The sequence below is a fragment of the Streptomyces sp. NPDC044061 genome (assembly GCF_056434305.1).
On record NZ_JBWKFL010000005.1, the window covers coordinates 266507 to 286414 of the forward strand.

General features: G+C 71.1%; 16 protein-coding genes and 2 pseudogenes. 13 read left to right on the forward strand and 5 right to left on the reverse strand.

The annotated features are described in order from the left end of the window. Positions 1–139: 139 nt before the first annotated feature. Positions 140–265: pseudogene (locus tag AC07CM_RS10635) on the reverse strand (STAS domain-containing protein); the annotation flags it as partial. A gap of 557 nt (positions 266–822) precedes the next feature. On the opposite strand from AC07CM_RS10635, the gene AC07CM_RS10640 reads away from it, so the two are divergent. The 5 genes and pseudogenes from AC07CM_RS10640 to AC07CM_RS10660 form a co-directional block, all read left to right on the forward strand. Continuing rightward, on the forward strand, positions 823–1485 hold the full coding sequence (locus tag AC07CM_RS10640) for a hydrolase (RefSeq protein WP_478875974.1): 663 nt from the start codon (positions 823–825) through the stop codon (positions 1483–1485). Between the two features lie 251 nt (positions 1486–1736). Beyond that, positions 1737–2423, forward strand: a complete 687-nt coding sequence (locus AC07CM_RS10645; RefSeq protein WP_478875975.1) for a YoaK family protein — start codon at positions 1737–1739, stop codon at positions 2421–2423. 98 nt (positions 2424–2521) lie between these two features. Beyond that, positions 2522–4408 (forward strand): amidohydrolase, encoded by a 1887-nt coding sequence (locus tag AC07CM_RS10650; protein WP_478875976.1) that lies wholly within the window; start codon positions 2522–2524, stop codon positions 4406–4408. A 38-nt stretch (positions 4409–4446) separates the two neighbouring features. Then, the gene (locus AC07CM_RS10655; RefSeq protein WP_478875977.1) at positions 4447–4956 is read left to right on the forward strand and encodes a DoxX family protein; all 510 of its coding nucleotides are present in this window, start codon (positions 4447–4449) and stop codon (positions 4954–4956) included. A 511-nt stretch (positions 4957–5467) separates the two neighbouring features. Next, positions 5468–5692 (forward strand): annotated as a pseudogene (locus AC07CM_RS10660) (transposase); the annotation flags it as partial. A gap of 82 nt (positions 5693–5774) precedes the next feature. Here AC07CM_RS10660 and AC07CM_RS10665 read toward each other — a convergent pair. From AC07CM_RS10665 to AC07CM_RS10675, 3 genes are all read right to left on the reverse strand, one after another. Then, entirely contained in the window at positions 5775–5984 is a 210-nt protein-coding gene (locus tag AC07CM_RS10665; RefSeq protein ID WP_478875978.1) for a ferredoxin, read from the reverse strand. A gap of 470 nt (positions 5985–6454) precedes the next feature. Beyond that, a complete protein-coding gene (locus tag AC07CM_RS10670) occupies positions 6455–6607 on the reverse strand; it encodes a hypothetical protein (protein WP_478875979.1) in 153 nt (50 codons plus the stop codon). Positions 6608–6963: 356 nt separating this feature from the next. Next, positions 6964–7377, reverse strand: a complete 414-nt coding sequence (locus AC07CM_RS10675; RefSeq protein ID WP_478875980.1) for a hypothetical protein — start codon at positions 7375–7377, stop codon at positions 6964–6966. Positions 7378–7516: 139 nt separating this feature from the next. On the opposite strand from AC07CM_RS10675, the gene AC07CM_RS10680 reads away from it, so the two are divergent. The 8 genes from AC07CM_RS10680 to AC07CM_RS10715 all read left to right on the forward strand — a co-directional run bounded on the left by AC07CM_RS10680 (position 7517) and on the right by AC07CM_RS10715 (position 18116). After that, positions 7517–8374, forward strand: a complete 858-nt coding sequence (locus AC07CM_RS10680; RefSeq protein WP_478875981.1) for an oxygenase MpaB family protein — start codon at positions 7517–7519, stop codon at positions 8372–8374. Between the two features lie 120 nt (positions 8375–8494). Then, a complete protein-coding gene (locus AC07CM_RS10685; protein WP_478875982.1) occupies positions 8495–10717 on the forward strand; it encodes a serine/threonine-protein kinase in 2223 nt (740 codons plus the stop codon). A gap of 102 nt (positions 10718–10819) precedes the next feature. Continuing rightward, positions 10820–12397 (forward strand): phytoene desaturase family protein, encoded by a 1578-nt coding sequence (locus AC07CM_RS10690; RefSeq protein ID WP_478875983.1) that lies wholly within the window; start codon positions 10820–10822, stop codon positions 12395–12397. A 59-nt stretch (positions 12398–12456) separates the two neighbouring features. Next, on the forward strand, positions 12457–13569 hold the full coding sequence (locus AC07CM_RS10695) for an NAD(P)H-dependent flavin oxidoreductase (RefSeq protein WP_478875984.1): 1113 nt from the start codon (positions 12457–12459) through the stop codon (positions 13567–13569). Next, entirely contained in the window at positions 13566–15116 is a 1551-nt protein-coding gene (locus AC07CM_RS10700; RefSeq protein WP_478875985.1) for an acyl-CoA synthetase, read from the forward strand. Before AC07CM_RS10695 ends, AC07CM_RS10700 begins: the two co-directional genes overlap by 4 nt. Positions 15117–15159: 43 nt before the next feature. Further along, the gene (locus AC07CM_RS10705; RefSeq protein ID WP_478875986.1) at positions 15160–16656 is read left to right on the forward strand and encodes an acyl-CoA synthetase; all 1497 of its coding nucleotides are present in this window, start codon (positions 15160–15162) and stop codon (positions 16654–16656) included. 42 nt (positions 16657–16698) lie between these two features. After that, positions 16699–17211 carry a hypothetical protein gene (locus tag AC07CM_RS10710; protein WP_478875987.1) on the forward strand — a complete coding sequence of 171 codons (513 nt, stop codon included), beginning with the start codon at positions 16699–16701 and terminating at the stop codon, positions 17209–17211. A gap of 11 nt (positions 17212–17222) precedes the next feature. Then, on the forward strand, positions 17223–18116 hold the full coding sequence (locus AC07CM_RS10715; protein WP_478875988.1) for an alpha/beta fold hydrolase: 894 nt from the start codon (positions 17223–17225) through the stop codon (positions 18114–18116). Here AC07CM_RS10715 and AC07CM_RS10720 read toward each other — a convergent pair. Next, positions 18085–19773, reverse strand: coding sequence for an alkaline phosphatase family protein (locus tag AC07CM_RS10720; protein ID WP_478876131.1), 1689 nt, complete (start codon positions 19771–19773; stop codon positions 18085–18087). The two genes, AC07CM_RS10715 and AC07CM_RS10720, sit on opposite strands and share 32 nt — an antisense overlap. Positions 19774–19908 lie beyond the last annotated feature (135 nt).

Below are 19908 nucleotides of genomic sequence, written 5' to 3' on the forward strand. Positions count from 1 at the left end.
CCGTGGCGTCCCGGCGGTCGCCGTTGTTTACGTGGGTGTAGACGTTCATCGTCACCGCGATCTGCGAGTGCCCCAGGACCCGCCCACCCAAGATCACATCGGCCGCCGGCGCGGGGGTGGTCGATGGTGACGATGCGGTGAGGCGCGTCGCGACGAGCAGCCGCTTCATCTGCGGGGGTACGCCGCGCAGAACGAGGCGGCGGTTCGCCCGGCCTGCACGGCGGTGCGCTTCCATGATCACGCCGAGGCCCGTGGCATCGCAGGAGTGACGCCGGTCAGTAACGACGTCCTTTCCTCGGTGGGTCCCGCTCGGGCAGGCGAAATCCATTTCACGGGACGTCCGTGTTCACGGGACGTCCCCGTCGCGGGACGCCGCACGGCCATGCCCTGAAGGGTCCGGCACAGGAGGATCCACACGTTCCAGCATGGTGAAGCCGTTCGAGGGCCCGGTAGGTCATATGACTGCCTGTGATCCACGACGACGTGCGGTTGCCCGGCTCGGCGCGCCCTGTCAGGTCGCGGGACAGTCGGCCAGGCTGTGCGGAGCCGGAGTGGGGAGCGCTGGATCAGCGGGACCGGAATGTGGTTTCGGGGGGTGGCCCTCAACGCCACCGTCGTGGACGCAGTAGACGGTACGCATCACGAGTAGTCGTTTGACCTACAGGGCCGATTACCGCCGTCGGCATGCTGGTTTTCGCGGATCCCGGTCCGCCGCACCGGCTCCTCCAACGGATGCCCAGGTGGACCGGGTTCGCACCCGTGTAGCGCGGGCCGCCGAATCAGCGGACCCCGCACCCCTTCCAGCCCTAGAGAGGCCATGTCATGTTCAACTTCCACAGCGTCAAGGCTGCCCCGAGCACCGACCTGCTGACTCCCGACAACGCGGTGATGCTGTTCGTCGACCACCAGCCGCAGATGTTCTTCGGCGTCGGCAGCGGCGACCGCACCGCGATCATCAACGCGACCGAGGGCCTGGCGAAGGCGGCCAAGGCGTTCAACGTCCCGGTGGTGCTGACCACCGTCGCCGCCAAGTCCTTCTCCGGCCCGATCCTGCCGCAGCTGGCCGAGGTCTTCCCGGGAGAGGAGATCATCGACCGGACCACGATGAACGCCTGGGAGCACAACGCGGTCGTCGAGGCGATCAAGGCGACCGGCCGCAAGAAGATCATCCTCTCCGGCCTGTGGACCGAGGTCTGCCTGGTGCTGCCGGCGCTCTCCGCGCTCGGCCAGGGCTACGAGGTCTACGTGGTCGCCGACGCCTCCGGTGGCGTAACCCCTGCCGCCCACGAGCACGCCATGCAGCGCATGGTCAACGCCGGCGCCGTGCCGGTGACCTGGATCCAGGTCCTGCTCGAGCTGCAGCGCGACTGGGCCCGCGGCGAGACCTACATGGACGTCATGGAGATCGTCAAGGAGCACGGCGGCGCCTACGGCCTCGGCGTCGTCTACGCCCAGTCCGTGATCGGCGCCCACGCCGCCGGCTGACGACGGGCGGTCAGCCGGCCGGCCCGGGGCCCCTCGCCCCGGGCCGGCGCGGTCCGCTGCCCCGGACCGCGATGTGCATGGCGTTCGCGGGCTTCATCGGCAGAAACGCCACCCGCCACGGGTGGGCGCCGGACCTGCACGCCACCGACGGGCCGCTCTCGGGAGCTCCTGCCGAGTGCAGCGGGCACGGCGCAGGAGGCCTGCGGGAAGAGAAATCGGACGAACACGGGCCGTGGCCCGAGGAAACAACAGTGACTATCAACCATTCCCCGGCCCAGCGTGCGCCGGGCAGCCGTGAGCCGCTGCTGCCGGCCCTCATGACCGTGACGGCGGTGAGCGGCCTCGTCGACGCGGTCAGCTATCTGGGGCTGGGCCACGTCTTCACCGCGAACATGACCGGCAACGTGGTCATCATCGGCTTCGCCACCGCCGGCGTCCCCGGCTTCTCGGTGCTCGGCTCGCTGGTGTCGCTGGCCGCCTTCCTGGTCGGAGCCGGAGTCGCCGGCCGCCTGGAGACCGCGATGCGCCGCCGTACTGCGCCGTTTCGGCTGCGCTGGACCCTGGTGGTGGAAACGGTGCTGCTGGCCACGGCCACCACCGTCGCCTTCGCCGCGAGCCATGCGGTCTACGCGCTGATCGCCCTGATCGCGCCGGCCATGGGCCTGCGCAACGGGACGGTGCGCAAACTCGCCGTGCCGGATGTGACCACGACGGTGCTGACCCTCACGCTGACCGGACTGGCATCCGACTCGACTCCGGCCGGCGGTACCAATCCCCGTGCCGGCCGCCGGCTGGCCTCGGTGCTGGCGATGCTGGCCGGCGCACTCGGGGGAGCCTCGCTCGTACAGCACACGGGGCTCGGCTGGCTCCTGCTGGCCAGCACGCTCGGTACCGCCGCTGCCGCTCTGGCCGTGCGGCGCGGCTCGTCCTCCAGCTGACGCAAAGCCCCGGCCGCTTCCCCACCTCGCTGCTGCCCCGAGGCAGCCGTTTCACCCTCGTACATCTTCTGCCCCCCCACTCACTGGAGATGATTTCCATGGCCACTATGCCTGTGGCTGGCCTCCCTGCCGTAAACGGCGACCACGTCGCGGACGTGGTGGTCCGCAATGCCAAGCTCTACACCGGTGACCCGCGCCGTCCGCAGGCGAGCGCGGTCGCGATCAAGGACGGCAGGGTCCTGGTGGTCGGGGACGACGCCGACGTCGTCCATCTGATCGGCTCGCAGACCCGCGTGGTGGACGCGCTGGGCCGGCGGGTGATCCCGGGCCTGAACGACTCCCACCTCCATGTGATCCGCGGCGGTCTGAACTACGTCCTGGAACTGCGCTGGGACGGTGTGCCGACCCTGCGCCAGGGCCTGGCCATGCTCCGCGAGCAGGCCGCCCGCACCCCCAAGGGCCAGTGGGTCCGCGTGGTCGGTGGTTTCTCCGCCGACCAGTTCGCCGAGAAGCGCTTGCCCACCGTCTCGGAACTGAACGCCGCGGCCCCCGACACCCCCGTCTTCGTCCTCAACCTCTACCAGTCCGCCATCATGAACCGTGCCGCCGTTCAGACAGCCGGCTTCACCAAGGACACCCCCGACCCCCGCGGCGGGCACATCGTCCGCGGCGCGAACGGCGAACCCACCGGCATGCTCCTGGCCGCCCCCGGCGCCCTGATCCTGTACTCCACGCTGGCCAAGGCCCCCACCCTCCAGGGCGAGGACCTCAAGAACTCCACCCGTCACTACCTGCGCGAACTCAACCGCTTCGGACTCACCTCCGCCATCGACGCCGCTGGCGGCTTCCAGAACTTCCCCGAGAACTACGGCACCGTCATCGACCTCGCCAAGGACGGGCAGCTGTCCCTGCGCATCGCCTACCACCTCTTCCCGCAGACCGGCGGGCAGGAGATCGCCGACCTCAAGCGCTGGACCGAGATGGTCCGCCCCGGCGACGGCGACGAGTGGCTGCGGCTGAACGGCGCGGGCGAGAACCTCACCTGGGCCGCCGCCGACTTCGAGAACTTCACCCAGCCGAGGCCCGAACTCGACTCCTACGAAACCGAATTCGAGCAGGCCGTCCGGCTGCTGATGGAGAACGGGTGGGGCTTTCGCCTGCACGCCACCTATGACGAGACCATCCGCCGCGACCTGGCGGTCTTCGAAAAGCTCGCCGCCGACGGCCTCTTCCCCGCGGGCAACCGCTGGCTGTTCGACCACGCCGAGACCGTCTCGCGCGAGAGCCTGGACCGCATCGCTGCCCTGGGCGGCGCGATGTCCGTGCAGAACCGGATGTCCTTCCAGGGCGAGGCCTTCGTCCGCCGCTACGGCGCGGCCGCGGCCGCGGAGGCCCCGCCGATCCGCGCGATGCTCGAGCGCGGCCTGACCGTCGGTGCCGGCACCGACGCCACGCGGGTCTCCTCCTACAACCCCTGGGTCGCCCTGCACTGGCTGGTGGCCGGCCGCACCGTCGGCGACCTGACGATCTACCCGCCGAACAACCGCGTCAGCCGGGAGAAGGCCCTGGAAATGTACACCCAGGCCGGTGCCGAGCTCACTGGCGAGCAGGACGTCAAGGGCATCCTCGCCCCCGGCTACTACGCCGACCTGGCCATCCTCTCCGAGGACTTCTTCACCGTCCCCGAGCAGGACATCGCGCACATCGAGTCGCTGCTGACCCTCACCGGCGGCCGGATCGTCTACGCCGCCGGCGAATACGAAGGCCTGGACGAGCAGCTCCCGCCGGTCAGCCCCCTGTGGAGCCCGGTGGCGCACTTCGGCGGCTACCAGGCCACCGTCAAGCCCAGCATCTCCGGCGCCCGCCAGGCCGAACTCCTCGGCCAGGCCGTCGCCGAATCCGAACAGCACCGTCAGTGGCGCGCCGCCCGCGGCTTCACCCCCGAGACCGCACCCGAGATCTTCGACGCCTGCTTCGTCCTGTAACACCCGCCACCCATTCACAGCTACGAAAGGAGACAGAAATGGACGCAGGGTTGCTCGCCCTCCGGTTGGCCATCGGCCTGCTCATCGCAGGCCACGGAGTCCAGAAGGTCAGCTTCCGCCTCGGAGGGAAGGGTCTCGAAGGCGGGGCCGCCGAATTCCGCGCCGACGGATTCCGCGGCGGCCGCCTCACCGCCCTCGCGGCAGGGGGCAGTCAGATCGCCGGCGGGCTCCTCGTGACCACCGGAGCACTCACCCCCCTCGCGGCTGCCGCAAGCGTCGGCGTGATGACGGTCGCCGTGTCCGTCAAACGCCGCAACGGCCTTTGGGCGCAGAACGACGGCTACGAATACCCCCTCCTCCTCGCTCTCGCGCCCGCCGCTCTGTCCCTCACCGGACCCGGCCGCTGGTCCGTCGACCACGTCCTCGGACTCATCCCTTGGAGCGGCTGGTGGACCGCGGCCGCCACCCTGGTCGGCCTTGCGGGAGGGCTGCTCACCCGGTTCATGCTCACATCCGGTCACGCCGAGCAACCGGTCCCGCAAAGGTAGTCCGCCTCCGGGACACGTGATGTTCCGAGGACTCGACTCCACCACCGAGCGCGACCGCACGGCGCGAACTCCCCACGGTGACGGCCGCGCTCTCCCAACACATGCCCCGGCACGCGATTCACCCTGCTGTGCCGCCCGGCGCCTTGTCGGGGCAATCCACGACTCCCATGAATCCACGACTCCCATGACCGAGAGTGCTGGGCGCCTGCCTGCCCAGCTGCAGCGACACGCCTCATGACCTGCGCTGTACCAAAGTGCCAACCATCTCTCTGATTCCGTACCTCCAGTCGCTGAAGCTGCTTGGCATCGGTGCAGGTCGCGCACGTCGCCTGGTGCCAACCAGCAATCCTGGTCACACGGCTGTGACCAAGCTTTTTAGTTGACACAAAAGAGGGATAGTTGGCACCAAGATCACCGGTTGTTCCCTGAGGATGGCGAGGTGTTGACGTGCCCCACCTCTCAGGTTCCAGTTCTGGTGGCAACTGACGGCCTTCACGAAAGGCTGCCGGACATGCCCCGCGCCTACCCCGCTGAGTTCCGCGCCCGTGCCATCGCGCTGGTTCGGGCAGGGAAAGAACAGAAGCAGACCGCCATTGAACTCGGCATCCATCCGGTCACGTTGTCGAAGTGGTTGCGCCAGGACGACATCGACAACGGCCGACGGCCTGGCAGGATCTCGGAGGAGTCCGCAGAGCTGCGTGCAGCGCGTCGACGGATCCGTGAGTTGGAAACCGAGCAGTGAACCGGTGAAGCCTCCTCCTCTGGCCCTGAGTCTGGCCGGCGACGCGCTGACGATGACGATGCGGCCATCTTTGAGGTCACCGGCCACCGGCGCTCACCTCCTTACCGAGGAGGACCGCTCGCACCGGATGCACGGCCGCTGCCTGGCGCACGCGCTGGACCTGGTCGTCGGGGACGGCCGTGGCATACAGCAAGCCCTCCTCTCCGTGCAACTGGAACACCTCCGGCGCGAGGAACACGCATTGCGCATAGCCCGGGCAGCGCGTGAGATCCACAACGGTCTGCATCCCCACCACTACCTGCCTCGTCTCACCCCTTGCTTCCAGCGTGGGGGCCGGACCCGGGCGCCCGCATGCCACAGCTCCGGAGGCAACTCGCCCTTCACGGACGAGGGCCGGGTCCGCGTGAACACTGGTGTGCTGGAAGCGAGTTGCCGCCAGTGCAGTCGATCTCCTCGCTGCGGGGCCCGAGATGATCGGTTCAGGAGGCGGACTTCGTCCAGGCGGCCGAGGTGGTTCGGGCGACGACGTCGAGCCGTTCGTGCCGCTGTCGGCGGTGCCAGCCGTTTTCGCCCCCCTCGACAGTTCCGTACATCGTATGGTAATCCTGTGGAGGCGCTTCCATACGCCGTAGGGAACAGTCTGTTCGGACCACGCCAGGCGCCGCGTCGCCTGCAAACAGCCGATGGTGCAGAGCGCACCGATCCCGGGCTATGCCGTGGCGAATGCGTCAGCCCGCCCGTTGTTGTCGGAGCCGGTCAGACTACGGCCGAGAAGGAGATGCTGCTGCGGCCGGTGGCGGTGACCGTGGCTCGGCTGTCACCGGAGCGTTCGGCGAACGTGGTGACCACCCCAGGTCCGCGCCTGGCCGAAGGTGCGACACCGTACACCGCCCCGGCGGACGAGAACATGGCTGGCTACTACCACCGCGTGGCGACTCGGCGGCGTGGGCGACTGTTACCTGTCACAGTCAACGTTCCTGGTCAGTGACGTCGAACTTGATCGAGTCGATACAGGGGCCCCCGAGCGATCACCGAATGGCCGGAGTGGCGTCTGACCAGCGCATTCCGTCGGCTCCCCCGGTGGGCGGGATGTGGCACCGCCTACCTCAAGCGCCAGGACCTCGATGGTGACCTGCGACGACACGCCTCCTGACCTGCGCTGTTCCACAGTGCCAACTATCTCGCTGATTCTGTGTCTCCGGCTGCCGAAGCTACTTGGCATCAGTGCAGGTCATGAACGTGGCCTGGTGCCAACTAGTGCCGCATCAAGCAACGTTCGCCCTGGTGAGGAACCAAGCCAACACAGCCACGCCGATGGGTAACGCAACAAGGTAGCCGACGAGGATACCGACGCCCGGATCAGCCAGCGCAGGAAAGGCCCAGTTCACTGCTGGAGCCACGAGCAGTCTCACCGTTGCCAGCGCAAGGAGAGCGGCAACAACAGCAAGCCGACGCGGCGGGCCCGCCCCGCGGTACAACTCAGCCGCAGGCCCGATCGCGATCAGGCCCGTCACGAGGCCGACGAGACTGGTGTCGGGCAGCCACCCGAACGGCCACCCCACCAGAGCGACCAACCCGGAGAAAGCGAGGCCGACCAGTTCCAGCGCGACGGTGGACACTACCGGGTCCCACGAGCGGCGTCGGATCGAGCCGCTCCCACTGTCCTTCTCATCGGCCACGTCGTCAGAGTAGCCATCGACAGGGCGAACGTTGCCTGATGCGGCACTAGCGAGCCCGGTCACACCGGCACCGGCGGCCGCCGCGTGAGGCCGGCCGACTCCTTGATGACCCGGACCGCACCCGCACACACTGACGGACATGGACCTTCCCCGCGCGGCCGACCCGGGGCTGTTCGGCCCCTCCTCGGTGACCTGGCAGATGCACGGCGACCCCATGATGTGGGTCGCCGGCGTGCGCGCGCTCTACCTCCAGGCACTGCACCCGCGCGCGGTCCGCGGTGTCATGCAGAACTCCGACTTCCGCCGCGACGCCTGGGGCCGGCTGATGCGCACCGCCGACTTCGTCGGCACGACGACGTACGGCACCGGCGAGGCGGCCGAGCGGGCCGGCGCCCGGGTGCGGAAGATCCACAGCATGCTCCGGGCGAGCGACCCGGACACCGGGGAGCGGTACGGCATCGACGAGCCCGGGCTGCTGCTGTGGGTGCACTGCGCGGAGATCGACTCCTACCTGCACGTCCTGCGCCGCTCCGGCTTCCCGCTCACCGACGCCCAGGCCGACCGGTACCTCGCCGAACACCGCGTCAGCGCCCGCCTGGTGGGCCTCGAGCCCGACGCCGTACCGGCCGACCGGGCCGGGATGGACGCGTACTTCGAGAAGGTGCGGCCGGAGCTGGCCGCGGGACGGGAGGCACGCGAGGTGGACGACTTCCTCCTCCGCCCGCCGACGCACCCTCTGCTGGTCCCGGCGCGTGAGGTGCTGTGGCGGCGCGTGGCGCAACTGGCGTACGCCTCCCTGCCCCCGTACGCCCACGAGCTGTACGGCAGACCGGCCCCCGCACCCGCCGCCGTCACCCGCCGGCTCCGGGCCACGGGAGCCCTGCTGCGGTGCATACCCGCACGTCTGCGCTGGCAGCTTCCGCCCAAACACATCCTGCGGGCCATGACGAGGCTCGGCCCGGACGTGCGACCGGCACCGTACAAAGTGGGGCGATAGCTCGCCATACTGGACGAGCAGGGGGGTGTGTCACGGATCGGGCCGCGTTGCGCGCGGCCGGGGGACCGTGGCGCCGTCCCCCAGGGGGCGGGGCGGACGGCGACGGGGGCGACGCGCGCGATGGGGGAGAACAGACTGATTCAGGGCCGCTACCGGCTGCTCGATCTGATCGGGCGGGGCGGCATGGGCGAGGTGTGGCGGGCCCGCGACGAGTCGCTCGGCCGGCAGGTCGCGGTGAAGTGCCTCAAGCCGCGGGGCCCGCACCACGACCCGTCCTTCACCCGCGTCGTGCGGGAACGGTTCCGCCGGGAGGCCAGAGTGGCCGCCGCGCTCTCCCATCGCGGAGTGACCGTCGTCCACGACTTCGGCGAGCACGACGGCGTCCTCTACCTCGTCATGGAACTCCTGCAGGGGCGCGACCTGAGCCGGCTCCTGGAGGACAACAAAGGGCATCCGCTGCCCGTGGACGACGTGCTCGACATCGCGGAACAGGTCGCTGCCGCCCTCGCCTACACCCACCGGCAGGGCATAGTCCACCGCGACCTGAAGCCCGCCAACATCGTGCGGCTGACCGACGGCACGGTGAAGATCTGCGACTTCGGCATCGCGCGCCTCGGCCATGACATCGGCTTCACCGCCCGGCTGACCGGCACCGGAATCGCGATGGGCACCCCGCACTACATGTCCCCGGAGCAGATCGGCGGCACCGAGGTCGACCGGCGCAGCGACCTGTACTCGCTCGGCTGCGTCCTGTACGAGATCGCCACTGGGGCACCCCCGTTCGACCTGGACGACGCCTGGGCGATCCTCATCGGCCACCGCGACACCCCGCCCCGGCCGCCGCGCACCCACCGCCCCGAACTGCCCGCCGACTTCGAGCGGATCGTCCTCGACCTGCTCGCCAAGCACCCCGACGAACGGCCGGACGATGCCCGCGAGTTGGGGCGCCGGCTGGCCGCCGGCCGCACCGCGCCGTCGTACGTGCCGACCGTCGTGACCGCACGGCCGCAGGCCGACGAGACCGCCGCGCGCGAGACGCGCCTGCCGTCGTGGACCCGTGGCATGACCACCGGACACAAGGCGGTCGGAGCCGGACTGCGCACCGTCCCGCCGGACCCGGGCGCGGCCCTGACCGGTGCGTGGACCACCCGGCCGGCCGCCACCGGTGCCGAGGTGGCCGTCCTGGCCCGGCCGTCCCCGGACGCCGTCGCGGCGCTCACCGCACGGCACCACGAGGGACTCGGCCTGGCCAGGCGCGGCCGCTGGGCCGAGGCGCGCGAGGTCCACCTGGCCGTCGCCGCCGAACGGGCCGCGCTCCTCGGACCCGACCACCCCGACACCCTCGCCAGCCGCTACGAGGCCGCCTTCACCCTCAGCCGCACCGGGCGGGCCGCCGCCGCGCTGCGCGCCTACACCGGAGTCGCCGAGGCCAGGGAGCGCGTCCTCGGTCCCGATCATCCCGACACCCTGGCCGCCCGCCAGGAAACCGCCTACGTCCTGGGCCAGTTGGGCCGCCACTTCGAGGCGCACCAGGGCTACACCTCGGTGCTGGCCGCCCGCATGCGCGTCATGGGCCCCGACCACCCCGACACCCTGCGCTGCCGCCACAACCTCGCCTTCAGCCTCAGCCGGCTCGGCCGCCTGGAGGACTCGTACCGCATGGCACTCGACGTGGCCGCCGCCCGGGCCCGCGTGCTCGGCCCCGACCACCCCGACACCCTGGTCACCCGCTACGAAGTCGCCTACGCGCTGGGACAGTTGGGTCGCTGGGAGGAGGCGCTGGGCACTTACCGCGAGGTCGCCGAGGCACGCGCCCGGACCCTCGGCCCGGACCACCCGGACACGCTCGCCGCCCGCTACGAGGCCGGCATCAGCCTGGGCCGCCTCGGCCGCAGCGCGGACGCCCTCCGGCTCTACCGCGACCTGGTCGAGGACCGCACCCGCGTCCAGGGCGCCGCCCACCCCGAGACGCTGCGCGCCCGGCACGGCCTGGGCGTGAACCTCGGCCGCCTCGGCCGCTGGGAGGAGGCCCTCACCGAGGCCCGCGACGTGTGCGCGCAACGCGAGCGCGTCCTCGGCGCCGACCACCCCGACACCCTGGTCAGCCGTCGCGAGGTCGCCGTCGCCCTCGGCTGGCTGGGCCGCTGGACGGACGCGCTCACCGAGTACCGCCGGGTCGCCACCGCCCGCGAGCGCGTCCTCGGTCCCGACCACCCCGACACCCTCGCGAGCCGCAACGACGAGGCCCACTGCCTGGAACAGCTCGGCCGCGGCGCCGAGGCGGTGGAGCTGTACCGCAGGGTCGCGGTACTACGCCAGCGACAGGCCGCGGGGGGCCGCTGAGCCTGCGGGGCGGGGGTGCGCATGCGCAGGCGGCACCGCCCCGCGCCACCCGGCCGACGCGTACCTCTGGCCCGTCTTGATCACCTCGTGTTACGAAGAACCATGCCTGCCAATGAGGGAACCCGCAGCTACGACGCCGTCATCGTCGGTGGTGGCCACAACGGTCTGGTCGCCGCCGCCTACCTGGCCCGGGCCGGCCGCTCCGTGCTGGTGCTGGAGCGGCTGGACCACACCGGCGGCGCCGCCGTCTCCACCCGCCCGTTCGCCGGGGTGGACGCCCGGCTGTCGCGGTACTCCTACCTGGTCAGCCTGCTGCCGCAGAAGATCGTGCGCGACCTCGGTCTGGAGTTCGGGATCCGCGGGCGCACCATCTCCTCGTACACCCCCGTGGAGCGTGGCGGACGGTCCACCGGACTGCTCGTCGGCGGCGGCGAGCAGCGCACCCGGGAGGCCTTCTCCCGGCTGACCGGCGGCGAGCGCGAGTACGAGGCCTGGCAGCGCTTCTACGGCATGACCCACGAGGTCGCCCAGCGGGTCTTCCCGACCCTGACCGAGCCGCTGCCCACCCGTGACGAGCTGCGTCGCCGCATCGACGACGACACCGCCTGGCGGGCGCTGTTCGAGGAGCCCGTCGGCGTCACCATCGAGGAGAACTTCACCGACGACCTCGTCCGGGGCGTGGTCCTCACCGACGCGCTGATCGGCACCTTCGCCGACGCCCACGACGCCTCCCTGGCGCAGAACCGCTGCTTCCTCTACCACGTCATCGGCGGCGGCACCGGCGCCTGGGACGTGCCCGTCGGCGGCATGGGCGCCCTCACCGACGCCCTGGCCGCCGCAGCCCGCAAGGCGGGCGCGGTCATCGCCACCGGACACGAGGCGGTCCGCATCGACACCGACGGGCGTACCGCCGAGGTCTTCTACCGCACGGCCGACGGCGAGGGCGTCGCCGCCGCCCGGCACGTCCTGGTGAACGCCTCCCCGCGGGAACTGGCCGCCCTGACCGGTGACACGCCCCCCGAGCCCGCCGAAGGCGCCCAGCTCAAGGTCAACATGCTGCTCACGCGACTTCCCAGGCTCCGCGACCCCTCCGTCGACCCGCGCGAGGCCTTCGCCGGCACCTTCCACATCGCCGAGGGCTACCGGCAACTGGCCACCGCTCACGCCCAGGCGGCGGCCGGCGAACTCCCCACCGCGCCGCCCTCGGAGATCTACTGCCACTCCCTGACCGATCCCACCATCCTCGGCCCCGATCTCGCCGAGCGCGGCTACCAGACCCTGACCCTGTTCGGTCTGCACACCCCCGCCCGGCTCTTCGCCCGGGACAACGACGCCGTACGCGCGGAGCTGCTGAAGTCCACGCTCGCCCAGCTCGACGCCCACCTCGCCGAACCCCTCAGCGACTGCCTGGCCACCGATGCCGACGGCCGTCCCTGCATCGAGGCGAAGACCCCATTGGACCTCGAACGCGACCTGCGCCTGCCCGGCGGCAACATCTTCCACCGCGCGCTGTCCTGGCCGTACGCCGAAGAGGGCTCCGGGCGCTGGGGCGTGGAGACCCGGCACCCGGGCGTCCTGCTGTGCGGCTCGGGCGCGGTGCGCGGGGGAGGCGTGAGCGGGGTGCCGGGGCACAACGCGGCGATGGCGGTGCTGGAGGGAGAGAGCGACCGACCCAGGTGATCTGACGGAGCATCAGAAAAGGTCTTCCGTCGTACGGGGGACTGCGGCATCCTGCGCCCATGCAGACGGAGCTGAGCAGGAAACTGGGCGTCGAGCACGCCGTCTTCGGCTTCACGCCGTTCCCCGCCGTCGCCGCGGCCATCAGCCGGGCCGGCGGCTTCGGAGTGCTCGGCGCGGTCCGCTACACCGCGCCCGACGAGCTCAAGCGGGACCTCGACTGGATCGAGGCCCACGCGGAGGGCCGGCCCTACGGGCTGGACGTGGTGATGCCCGCGAAGAAGGTCGAGGGCGTCACCGAGGCGGACGTCGAGGCGATGATCCCCGACGGGCACCGGCAGTTCGTGAGGGACACGCTCACCAAGCACGGGGTGCCCGAACTGGCCGAGGGCGAGGCGTCCGGGTGGCGCATCACCGGCTGGATGGAGCAGGTGGCCCGGACCCAGCTGGACGTGGCGTTCGACTATCCGATCAAGCTGCTCGCCAACGCCCTGGGTTCCCCGCCCGCCGACGTCGTCGCCCGCGCCCACGACCGGAACGTCCTGGTCGCCGCACTCGCGGGCAGCGCCCGGCACGCCCGCAAGCACCAGGAGGCGGGCCTCGACGTCGTCGTGGCCCAGGGCTACGAGGCAGGCGGTCACACCGGGGAGATCGCCTCCATGGTGCTCACCCCGGAGGTCGTGGAGGCGGTCGACCCCCTGCCCGTGCTCGCCGCGGGGGGCATCGGCAGCGGACAGCAGGTGGCGGCCGCCCTCGCCCTCGGCGCCCAGGGTGTGTGGCTGGGCTCCCTGTGGCTGACCACCACGGAAGCGGATCTCCACTCGCCCGCCCTGACCCGCAAACTCCTCGCCGCCGGATCCGGCGACACCGTCCGCTCGCGCGCCCTGACCGGGAAACCCGCGCGCCAGCTGCGCACCGAGTGGACCGACGCCTGGGACGATCCGGCCGGGCCGGGCACCCTGCCCATGCCGTTGCAGGGCCTGCTGGTCGCCGAGGCGGTCTCCCGGATCCAGAAGTACGAGGTCGACCCGCTGCTCGGCACACCCGTCGGCCAGATCGTCGGCCGGATGACCGCCGAACGCAGTGTCCAGGCCGTCTTCGACGACCTCACCCGCGGCTTCGAGCAGGCCGTGGACCGCATCAACCGCATCGCCGGAAGGAGCGGCCAGTCGTGAGCACACCCCCCACCGGCTTCTGGGCCCAGGCCGCCCAGGATCCCGACCGCACCGTGCTGATCGCCCCCGACGGCGAGCAGTGGGCCGCCGGACGCCTGCACGCCGCCGCCAACCGGCTCGTGCACGGGCTGCGGGCGGCGGGCCTGGAGCGCGGCGACGCCTTCGCCGTCGTCCTGCCCAACGGCGTCGAGTTCTTCACCGCCTACCTGGCCGCGACCCAGGCCGGGTTCTACCTCGTCCCGGTCAACCACCACCTGGTCGGCCCGGAGATCGCCTGGATCGTCTCCGACTCCGGTGCCAAGGTCCTCGTCGCACACGAGAGGTTCGCCGACGCGGCGCGCCGGGCCGCCGACGAGGCCGCGCTTCCCGCCACCCACCGGTACGCGGTCGGCGATGTCGAGGGCTTCCGGCCGTACGCCGAACTCCTCGACGGACGGAGCGAGTCGGCCCCCCACGACCGCACCCTCGGCTGGGTCATGAACTACACCTCCGGTACCACCGGACGCCCGCGCGGCATCCGCCGCCCGCTGCCCGGCAAGCCCCCCGAGGAGTCCTACCTCGGCGGCTTCCTCGGCATCTTCGGCATCCGGCCCTTCGACGAGAACGTCCACCTGGTCTGCTCGCCGCTGTACCACACGGCCGTCCTGCAGTTCGCGGGCGCGTCCCTGCACATCGGTCATCGACTGGTGCTCATGGACAAGTGGACTCCCGAGGAGATGCTGCGCCTCATCGACGCCCACGGGTGCACGCACACCCATATGGTCCCCACCCAGTTCCACCGCCTGCTGGCGCTCCCGGACGAGGTGCGGGCACGCTACGACGTGACGTCCATGCGGCACGCCATCCACGGCGCCGCCCCCTGCCCCGACCATGTGAAGCGGGCCATGATCGACTGGTGGGGCGGCTGCGTGGAGGAGTACTACGCGGCCAGCGAGGGCGGCGGAGCCTTCGCCACCGCCGAGGACTGGCTGAAGAAGCCCGGAACCGTCGGCAGGGCCTGGCCCATCAGTGAACTCGCGATCTTCGACGACGACGGCAACCGGCTCCCGCCCGGCCAACTGGGCACCGTCTACATGAAGATGAGCACCGGCGGGTTCTCGTACCACAAGGACGAGGCCAAGACGCGCAAGAACCGCATCGGCGACTTCTTCACCGTGGGCGACCTCGGCTACCTGGACGAGGACGGCTACCTGTTCCTGCGCGACCGCAAGATCGACATGATCATCTCCGGTGGGGTCAACATCTACCCGGCCGAGATCGAGTCCGCGCTGCTGGCCCACCCCGCCGTCGCGGACGCCGCCGCCTTCGGCATCCCGCACGACGACTGGGGCGAGGAGGTCAAGGCCGTCGTGGAACCGGCACCCGGGCACGAGCCGGGTCCCGCGCTCGCCGCCGCCCTCCTCGATCACTGCGCCGAGCGGCTCGCCGGGTACAAGCGGCCGAGGAGCGTCGACTTCATCGCCGAGATGCCCCGCGACCCCAACGGCAAGCTGTACAAGCGGCGGCTGCGGGAGCCGTACTGGGCGGGCCGCGCGCGGCCGGTGTGAGGGTTCTTGACCCGCGCGTCCCGCGGGCCGAGGATCGGCTGTCATGACGCAGGGACACGGCAGCACGGTCGACGGGGTGCTGCGGCGCAGCGCCCGCCGCACCCCGGCGCGGGTGGCGCTGGAGTACGGCGAACGCACCTGGACGTACGAGGAACTCGACGCCGCCGTCTCCCGCGCGGCGGGCCTCCTCCTCGCCGAGGGGCTCGTCCCCGGGGACCGGGTGGGCGCCTACGGCCACAACTCAGACGCCTACCTGATCGCCTTCCTCGCCTGCGCCCGCGCGGGGCTGGTCCATGTGCCGGTCAACCAGAACCTGACCGGTGACGACCTGGCGTACATCGTCGGCCAGTCGGGCAGCACACTGGTGCTCGCCGACCCGGCCCTCGCGGGGCGGTTTTCCGGGGGAGTGCGGGTGCTGCCCCTGCGCGACGCCGACGACTCCCTCCTCGCCCGGCTGGCGGACGCGCCGCCGTACGACGGTCCAGAGCCGCGTACCGAGGACCTGGTGCAGCTGCTGTACACCTCAGGCACCACCGCCCTGCCCAAGGGGGCGATGATGACCCACCGGGCGCTGGTGCACGAGTACCTGAGCGCGATCACCGCCCTCGACCTGAGCGCCGGCGACCGGCCCGTGCACGCCCTGCCGCTCTACCACTCGGCGCAGATGCACGTGTTCCTGCTGCCGTACCTCGCCGTCGGCGCGACCAGCATCGTCCTGGACGCGCCGGACGGGGACCGTCTCTTCGATCTGATCGAAACGGGCCGCGTGGACAGCCTGTTCGCGCCGCCCACGGTGTGGATCGCACTGGCCAACCGGCCCGACTTCGCCACCCGGGGCCTCGGTGGTCTGCGCAAGGCCTACTACGGCGCCTCGATCATGCCCGTGCCGGTGCTCCGGCGGCTGCGCGAACGCCTGCCGGACCTCGCCTTCTACAACTGCTTCGGGCAGAGCGAGATCGGTCCCCTGGCCACGGTGCTGGGGCCCGACGAGCACGAGGGCCGGCTGGACTCCTGCGGCCGGACCGTGCTGTTCGTGGACGCGCGTGTCGTGGACGACAAGGGCGAGGACGTGCCCGACGGCACCCCGGGTGAGATCGTCTACCGCTCACCGCAGTTGTGCGAGGGCTACTGGGACAAGCCCGAGGAGACCGCCGACGCCTTCCGGAATGGATGGTTCCACTCCGGCGACCTCGCGGTGCGTGACGCGGAGGGCTACTTCACCGTCGTCGACCGGGTGAAGGACGTCATCAACTCCGGTGGGGTGCTGGTCGCCTCCCGCCAGGTCGAGGACGCGCTCTACACCCACGAGTCCGTCGCCGAGGCCGCCGTGATCGGGCTGCCCGACGAGCGGTGGATCGAGGTCGTGACGGCGGTCGTCGTCCCGCGCGGCGAGGTGACGGAGGATCAGCTCATCGCGCACGTACGGGAGAAGATCGCTGCTTTCAAGGCACCGAAACGCGTGCTGTTCGTGGACGAACTGCCGCGCAACGCCAGCGGAAAGATCCTCAAGCGCGAACTGCGGGACCGGTTCGGCGACTAGCTTCCGGACCCGGCGGGCGGGGGCGTCGCACACAATGGGCGCATGGACCTGCGACGGGAACTGCTGCCCCCGGCCGTGTCCGCCCGGCGCGTGGCGGAGCTGGGCGCGGAGATCGAGCGGATCGGGGCGCTGCTGCAGGAGGACGGGGCGGCAGTCCAGGAGGCGATCGACGCATTCAACGCGGCGACGGGGCACGCCTACGAGCCGTTCGACTTCCACAGCCGGTCGGGAGCCTGCGACCTCGAGGACTTCGCGCTGGAGGCCGCCCGGCCGGCGTGGCCGCGCGTCGCGGACGTCACCCGCGACGAGCCGGCCGAGATCGTCCGCAGGATCATGGCCGGTGGTGCCGACGTCGACCACTACCTGCTGGTGCTCCGGGCGAGCATCGTGCACCCCCGCCCTGCCGACCTCGTATTCCATCCGCCCGTCGGCCTGGTGGACGCCGCTCCTGAGCGCATTGTGGACGAGATGCTTGCCTTACCGGGTCATCGCCCTGTGAGGAGGCAGGCGCGCCGCTCGTACAAAGGCGTTGCGGCTCGGTGTGGGGGAACGTGATCATCGGTCGTATGCCGACCTTCACCGCTGCCGACGGAACCCGGCTCGCCTACCATCTGCGGGGTTCGGGTGAGCCGCTCGCCGTGCTGCCCGGTGGGCCCATGCGGGCCTCCGCGTATCTCGGGGAGCTGGGCGGCCTCTCCGCCCATCGCCGCCTGGCCCTGCTCGACCTGCGGGGCACCGGGGACTCCGCGGAGCCGGCCGACCCGGCGACGTACCGCTGTGACCGGCTGGTGGACGACGTGGAGGCGTGGCGGGCCCACATGGGCCTGGACCGCATGGATCTGCTCGCGCACTCGGCGGCCGGCAGCCTGGCGATGCTCTACGCGGCCCGCCACCCCAGGCGGATACGGCGGCTCGTGCTGATCACCCCCAATCCCTCGGCCCTCGGCATGCGGGCGACCAGCGAGGACCGGCTGGCCGCGGCCCGGCTGCGGGCGGGGGAACCGTGGTTCGAGGAGGCTCATCCCGCGTTCGAGGCCTGGCTCAGGGGCGAGGCCGACTTCGACGAGGTGTTCCTGCCGTTCTTCTACGGCCGCTGGGACGCCGCCGCCCGGGCCCACACGGAGCCCGAGGAGGAGCAGACCAACGACGAGGCGGCCGACCGCTACTTCGCCGAGGGCGCCTTCACCCCGGACGCCACCCGTGCCGCGCTCGCCGCGCTGACCGCCCCGGTCCTGGTGTACGCGGGCGAGGTCGACGGCGGCCCCCGCCCCGGCCTCGCCCGCCGCACCGCCGAGACCTTCCCGAACGCCACGCTCACGGTGCAGCCGGGCGCCGGCCACTATCCGTGGCTGGACGACCCGGAGCACTTCGTCCGCGAGACCCTCGCCTTCCTGGACGCGGACCCGAACTCCGCCCGGCCCGTGCGGCTCAGCGGGTCCCCGGGCCGTACGCCGTCATGAAGCGGTCGCGGAACTTGTTCATGCTCCACTCCGGGGCGTTGTCCGCGGGCTTGAGCCCCTCCGTCCAGCCCCAGTTCGCGACGCGGTCCAGGACCTTCGGGTCGCGGGCGACGATGGTGACCGGTACGTCCCTGCTGGTGCTGCCCGCGGTGACCGTCGGGACGGGCTGGTGGTCGCCGAGGAAGACGAGGACGGTGTTCTTGTCGCCGTAGCGCTGGACCCACTGGGTCAGGCTGTCCAGGGAGTACTGGATGGCCTTGCGGTACTCGGTCCGCACGCGCTTCGCGCTCTTCCAGACCTCCGTGGGGTTCGTGCCCTCCTTCTTGATCTTGTAGAAGACCTTGCCGTCCCCGAGGTCGTTCCAGTCGATCGTGTGGGCGATGGGGGACCAGGGATTGTGGCTGGAGGCGAGGATGATCTCCGCCATGACCGGGTCGCGGTGCTTCTTTCCGTGCTCCAGCTTCTGGAAGGCCTCCAGGCTGAACTGGTCCGGCACCGGCGTCCAGCTGAAGTACGGACCCTGGTAGCCGAGGTGCGTGGAATCGTAGATGTGGTCGAGGCCGAAGTACTTGCCCTCGGGCCAGGACTTGCGCACGCCGGGGACGATGCCGACCGTGCGCCAGGCGCCGGTCTTCCGGAAGTAGCTCGTGAGGGTCGCGCGGTCACTGGTGGTCAGGGTGCGGTACCGCTGCTGGTTCTTGATCCACGTCCCGGACAGGAACGTCGAGTGGGCGAGCCAGCTGCCCGCGCCCGTCACGGGTGACCTGAGCCAGCCGCTGCGTGCCGCGAAGCCGGCCGACTCGAGCCTGGCATCACCCTCCTTGAGCGTCGCGTCGATCTCCGGTGCCATCGCCGGATCGTCGATCGCCACCCGGCCGTAGCTCTCGATGAAGGTGAGCATCACGTCCTTGCCGCGCAGCCCGGTCAGCAGCTGGTCCGGCGGGGTCTTGGCGAAGGCGTCGACGGCCATCTGCTTCTTGAAGACGTCGGCGTCCCCGAGGCCGTCGCGGACGTACTGCACACGGTTGGAGAGGTACTGGGCGTAGCCCTTGGTGGCGAGGGTGACACCGCCGAACTGCACCCCCAGGGTGAAGCAGATGACCCACACGACACCGAGGACCAGTGTGGTGCGTACGGCCACGGGGCGGTGCCGGGCCGCCACGTTCGCCAGCCGGACCATCGCGAGCGCGCTCACCACGAGCACGACGACGACCAGGACGATCACTCCGATCACCGCGAGCATCTCACCGGAGCGGCCGAACGAGTCCTTCGTCCAGTCCGCGGCGTCGCTCAGCAGAACCCAGTCGAAGACCAGGTCGAACGGCCGGGCCAGGGTCTGGCGGAAGCCCATGTCGAGGCACTTGAGGATGGCGGACAGCCCGAGGAACACTCCCAGGGCGACGGCCGTGATCCGCCGTGCCTTCGACGGCAGCGCGAGCAGGACGGCAGCGAGGAAGATCGCCTCGACGGGGAGGCGGAGGAACGACTGGACAGTGATCCAGTCGAGGCGGTTGGGCACGAGGAGCACGGCGAGCACCAGCGCGGCGGCCAGAACACTCGTACCCACCCGAACGGCACGTGCGGCGCGGGGGTGACGACGGCGCCAACCGAACCAGCCGGGGCGGGCCGGCGACGCGGCTGCCTGGTCGGCGCTCAACGGCTCGGCCGGGGCCGCCGGTTCCGCCGCGGCCTTGTCGCCCGACGTCGTGGCGGCATCAGCGTCCACAACGGGGTCAGGGCCGACTTCCGCCGGGTTGTCGGGCAGTTGACGAGGGGGCGTGAGGTGCGGCAC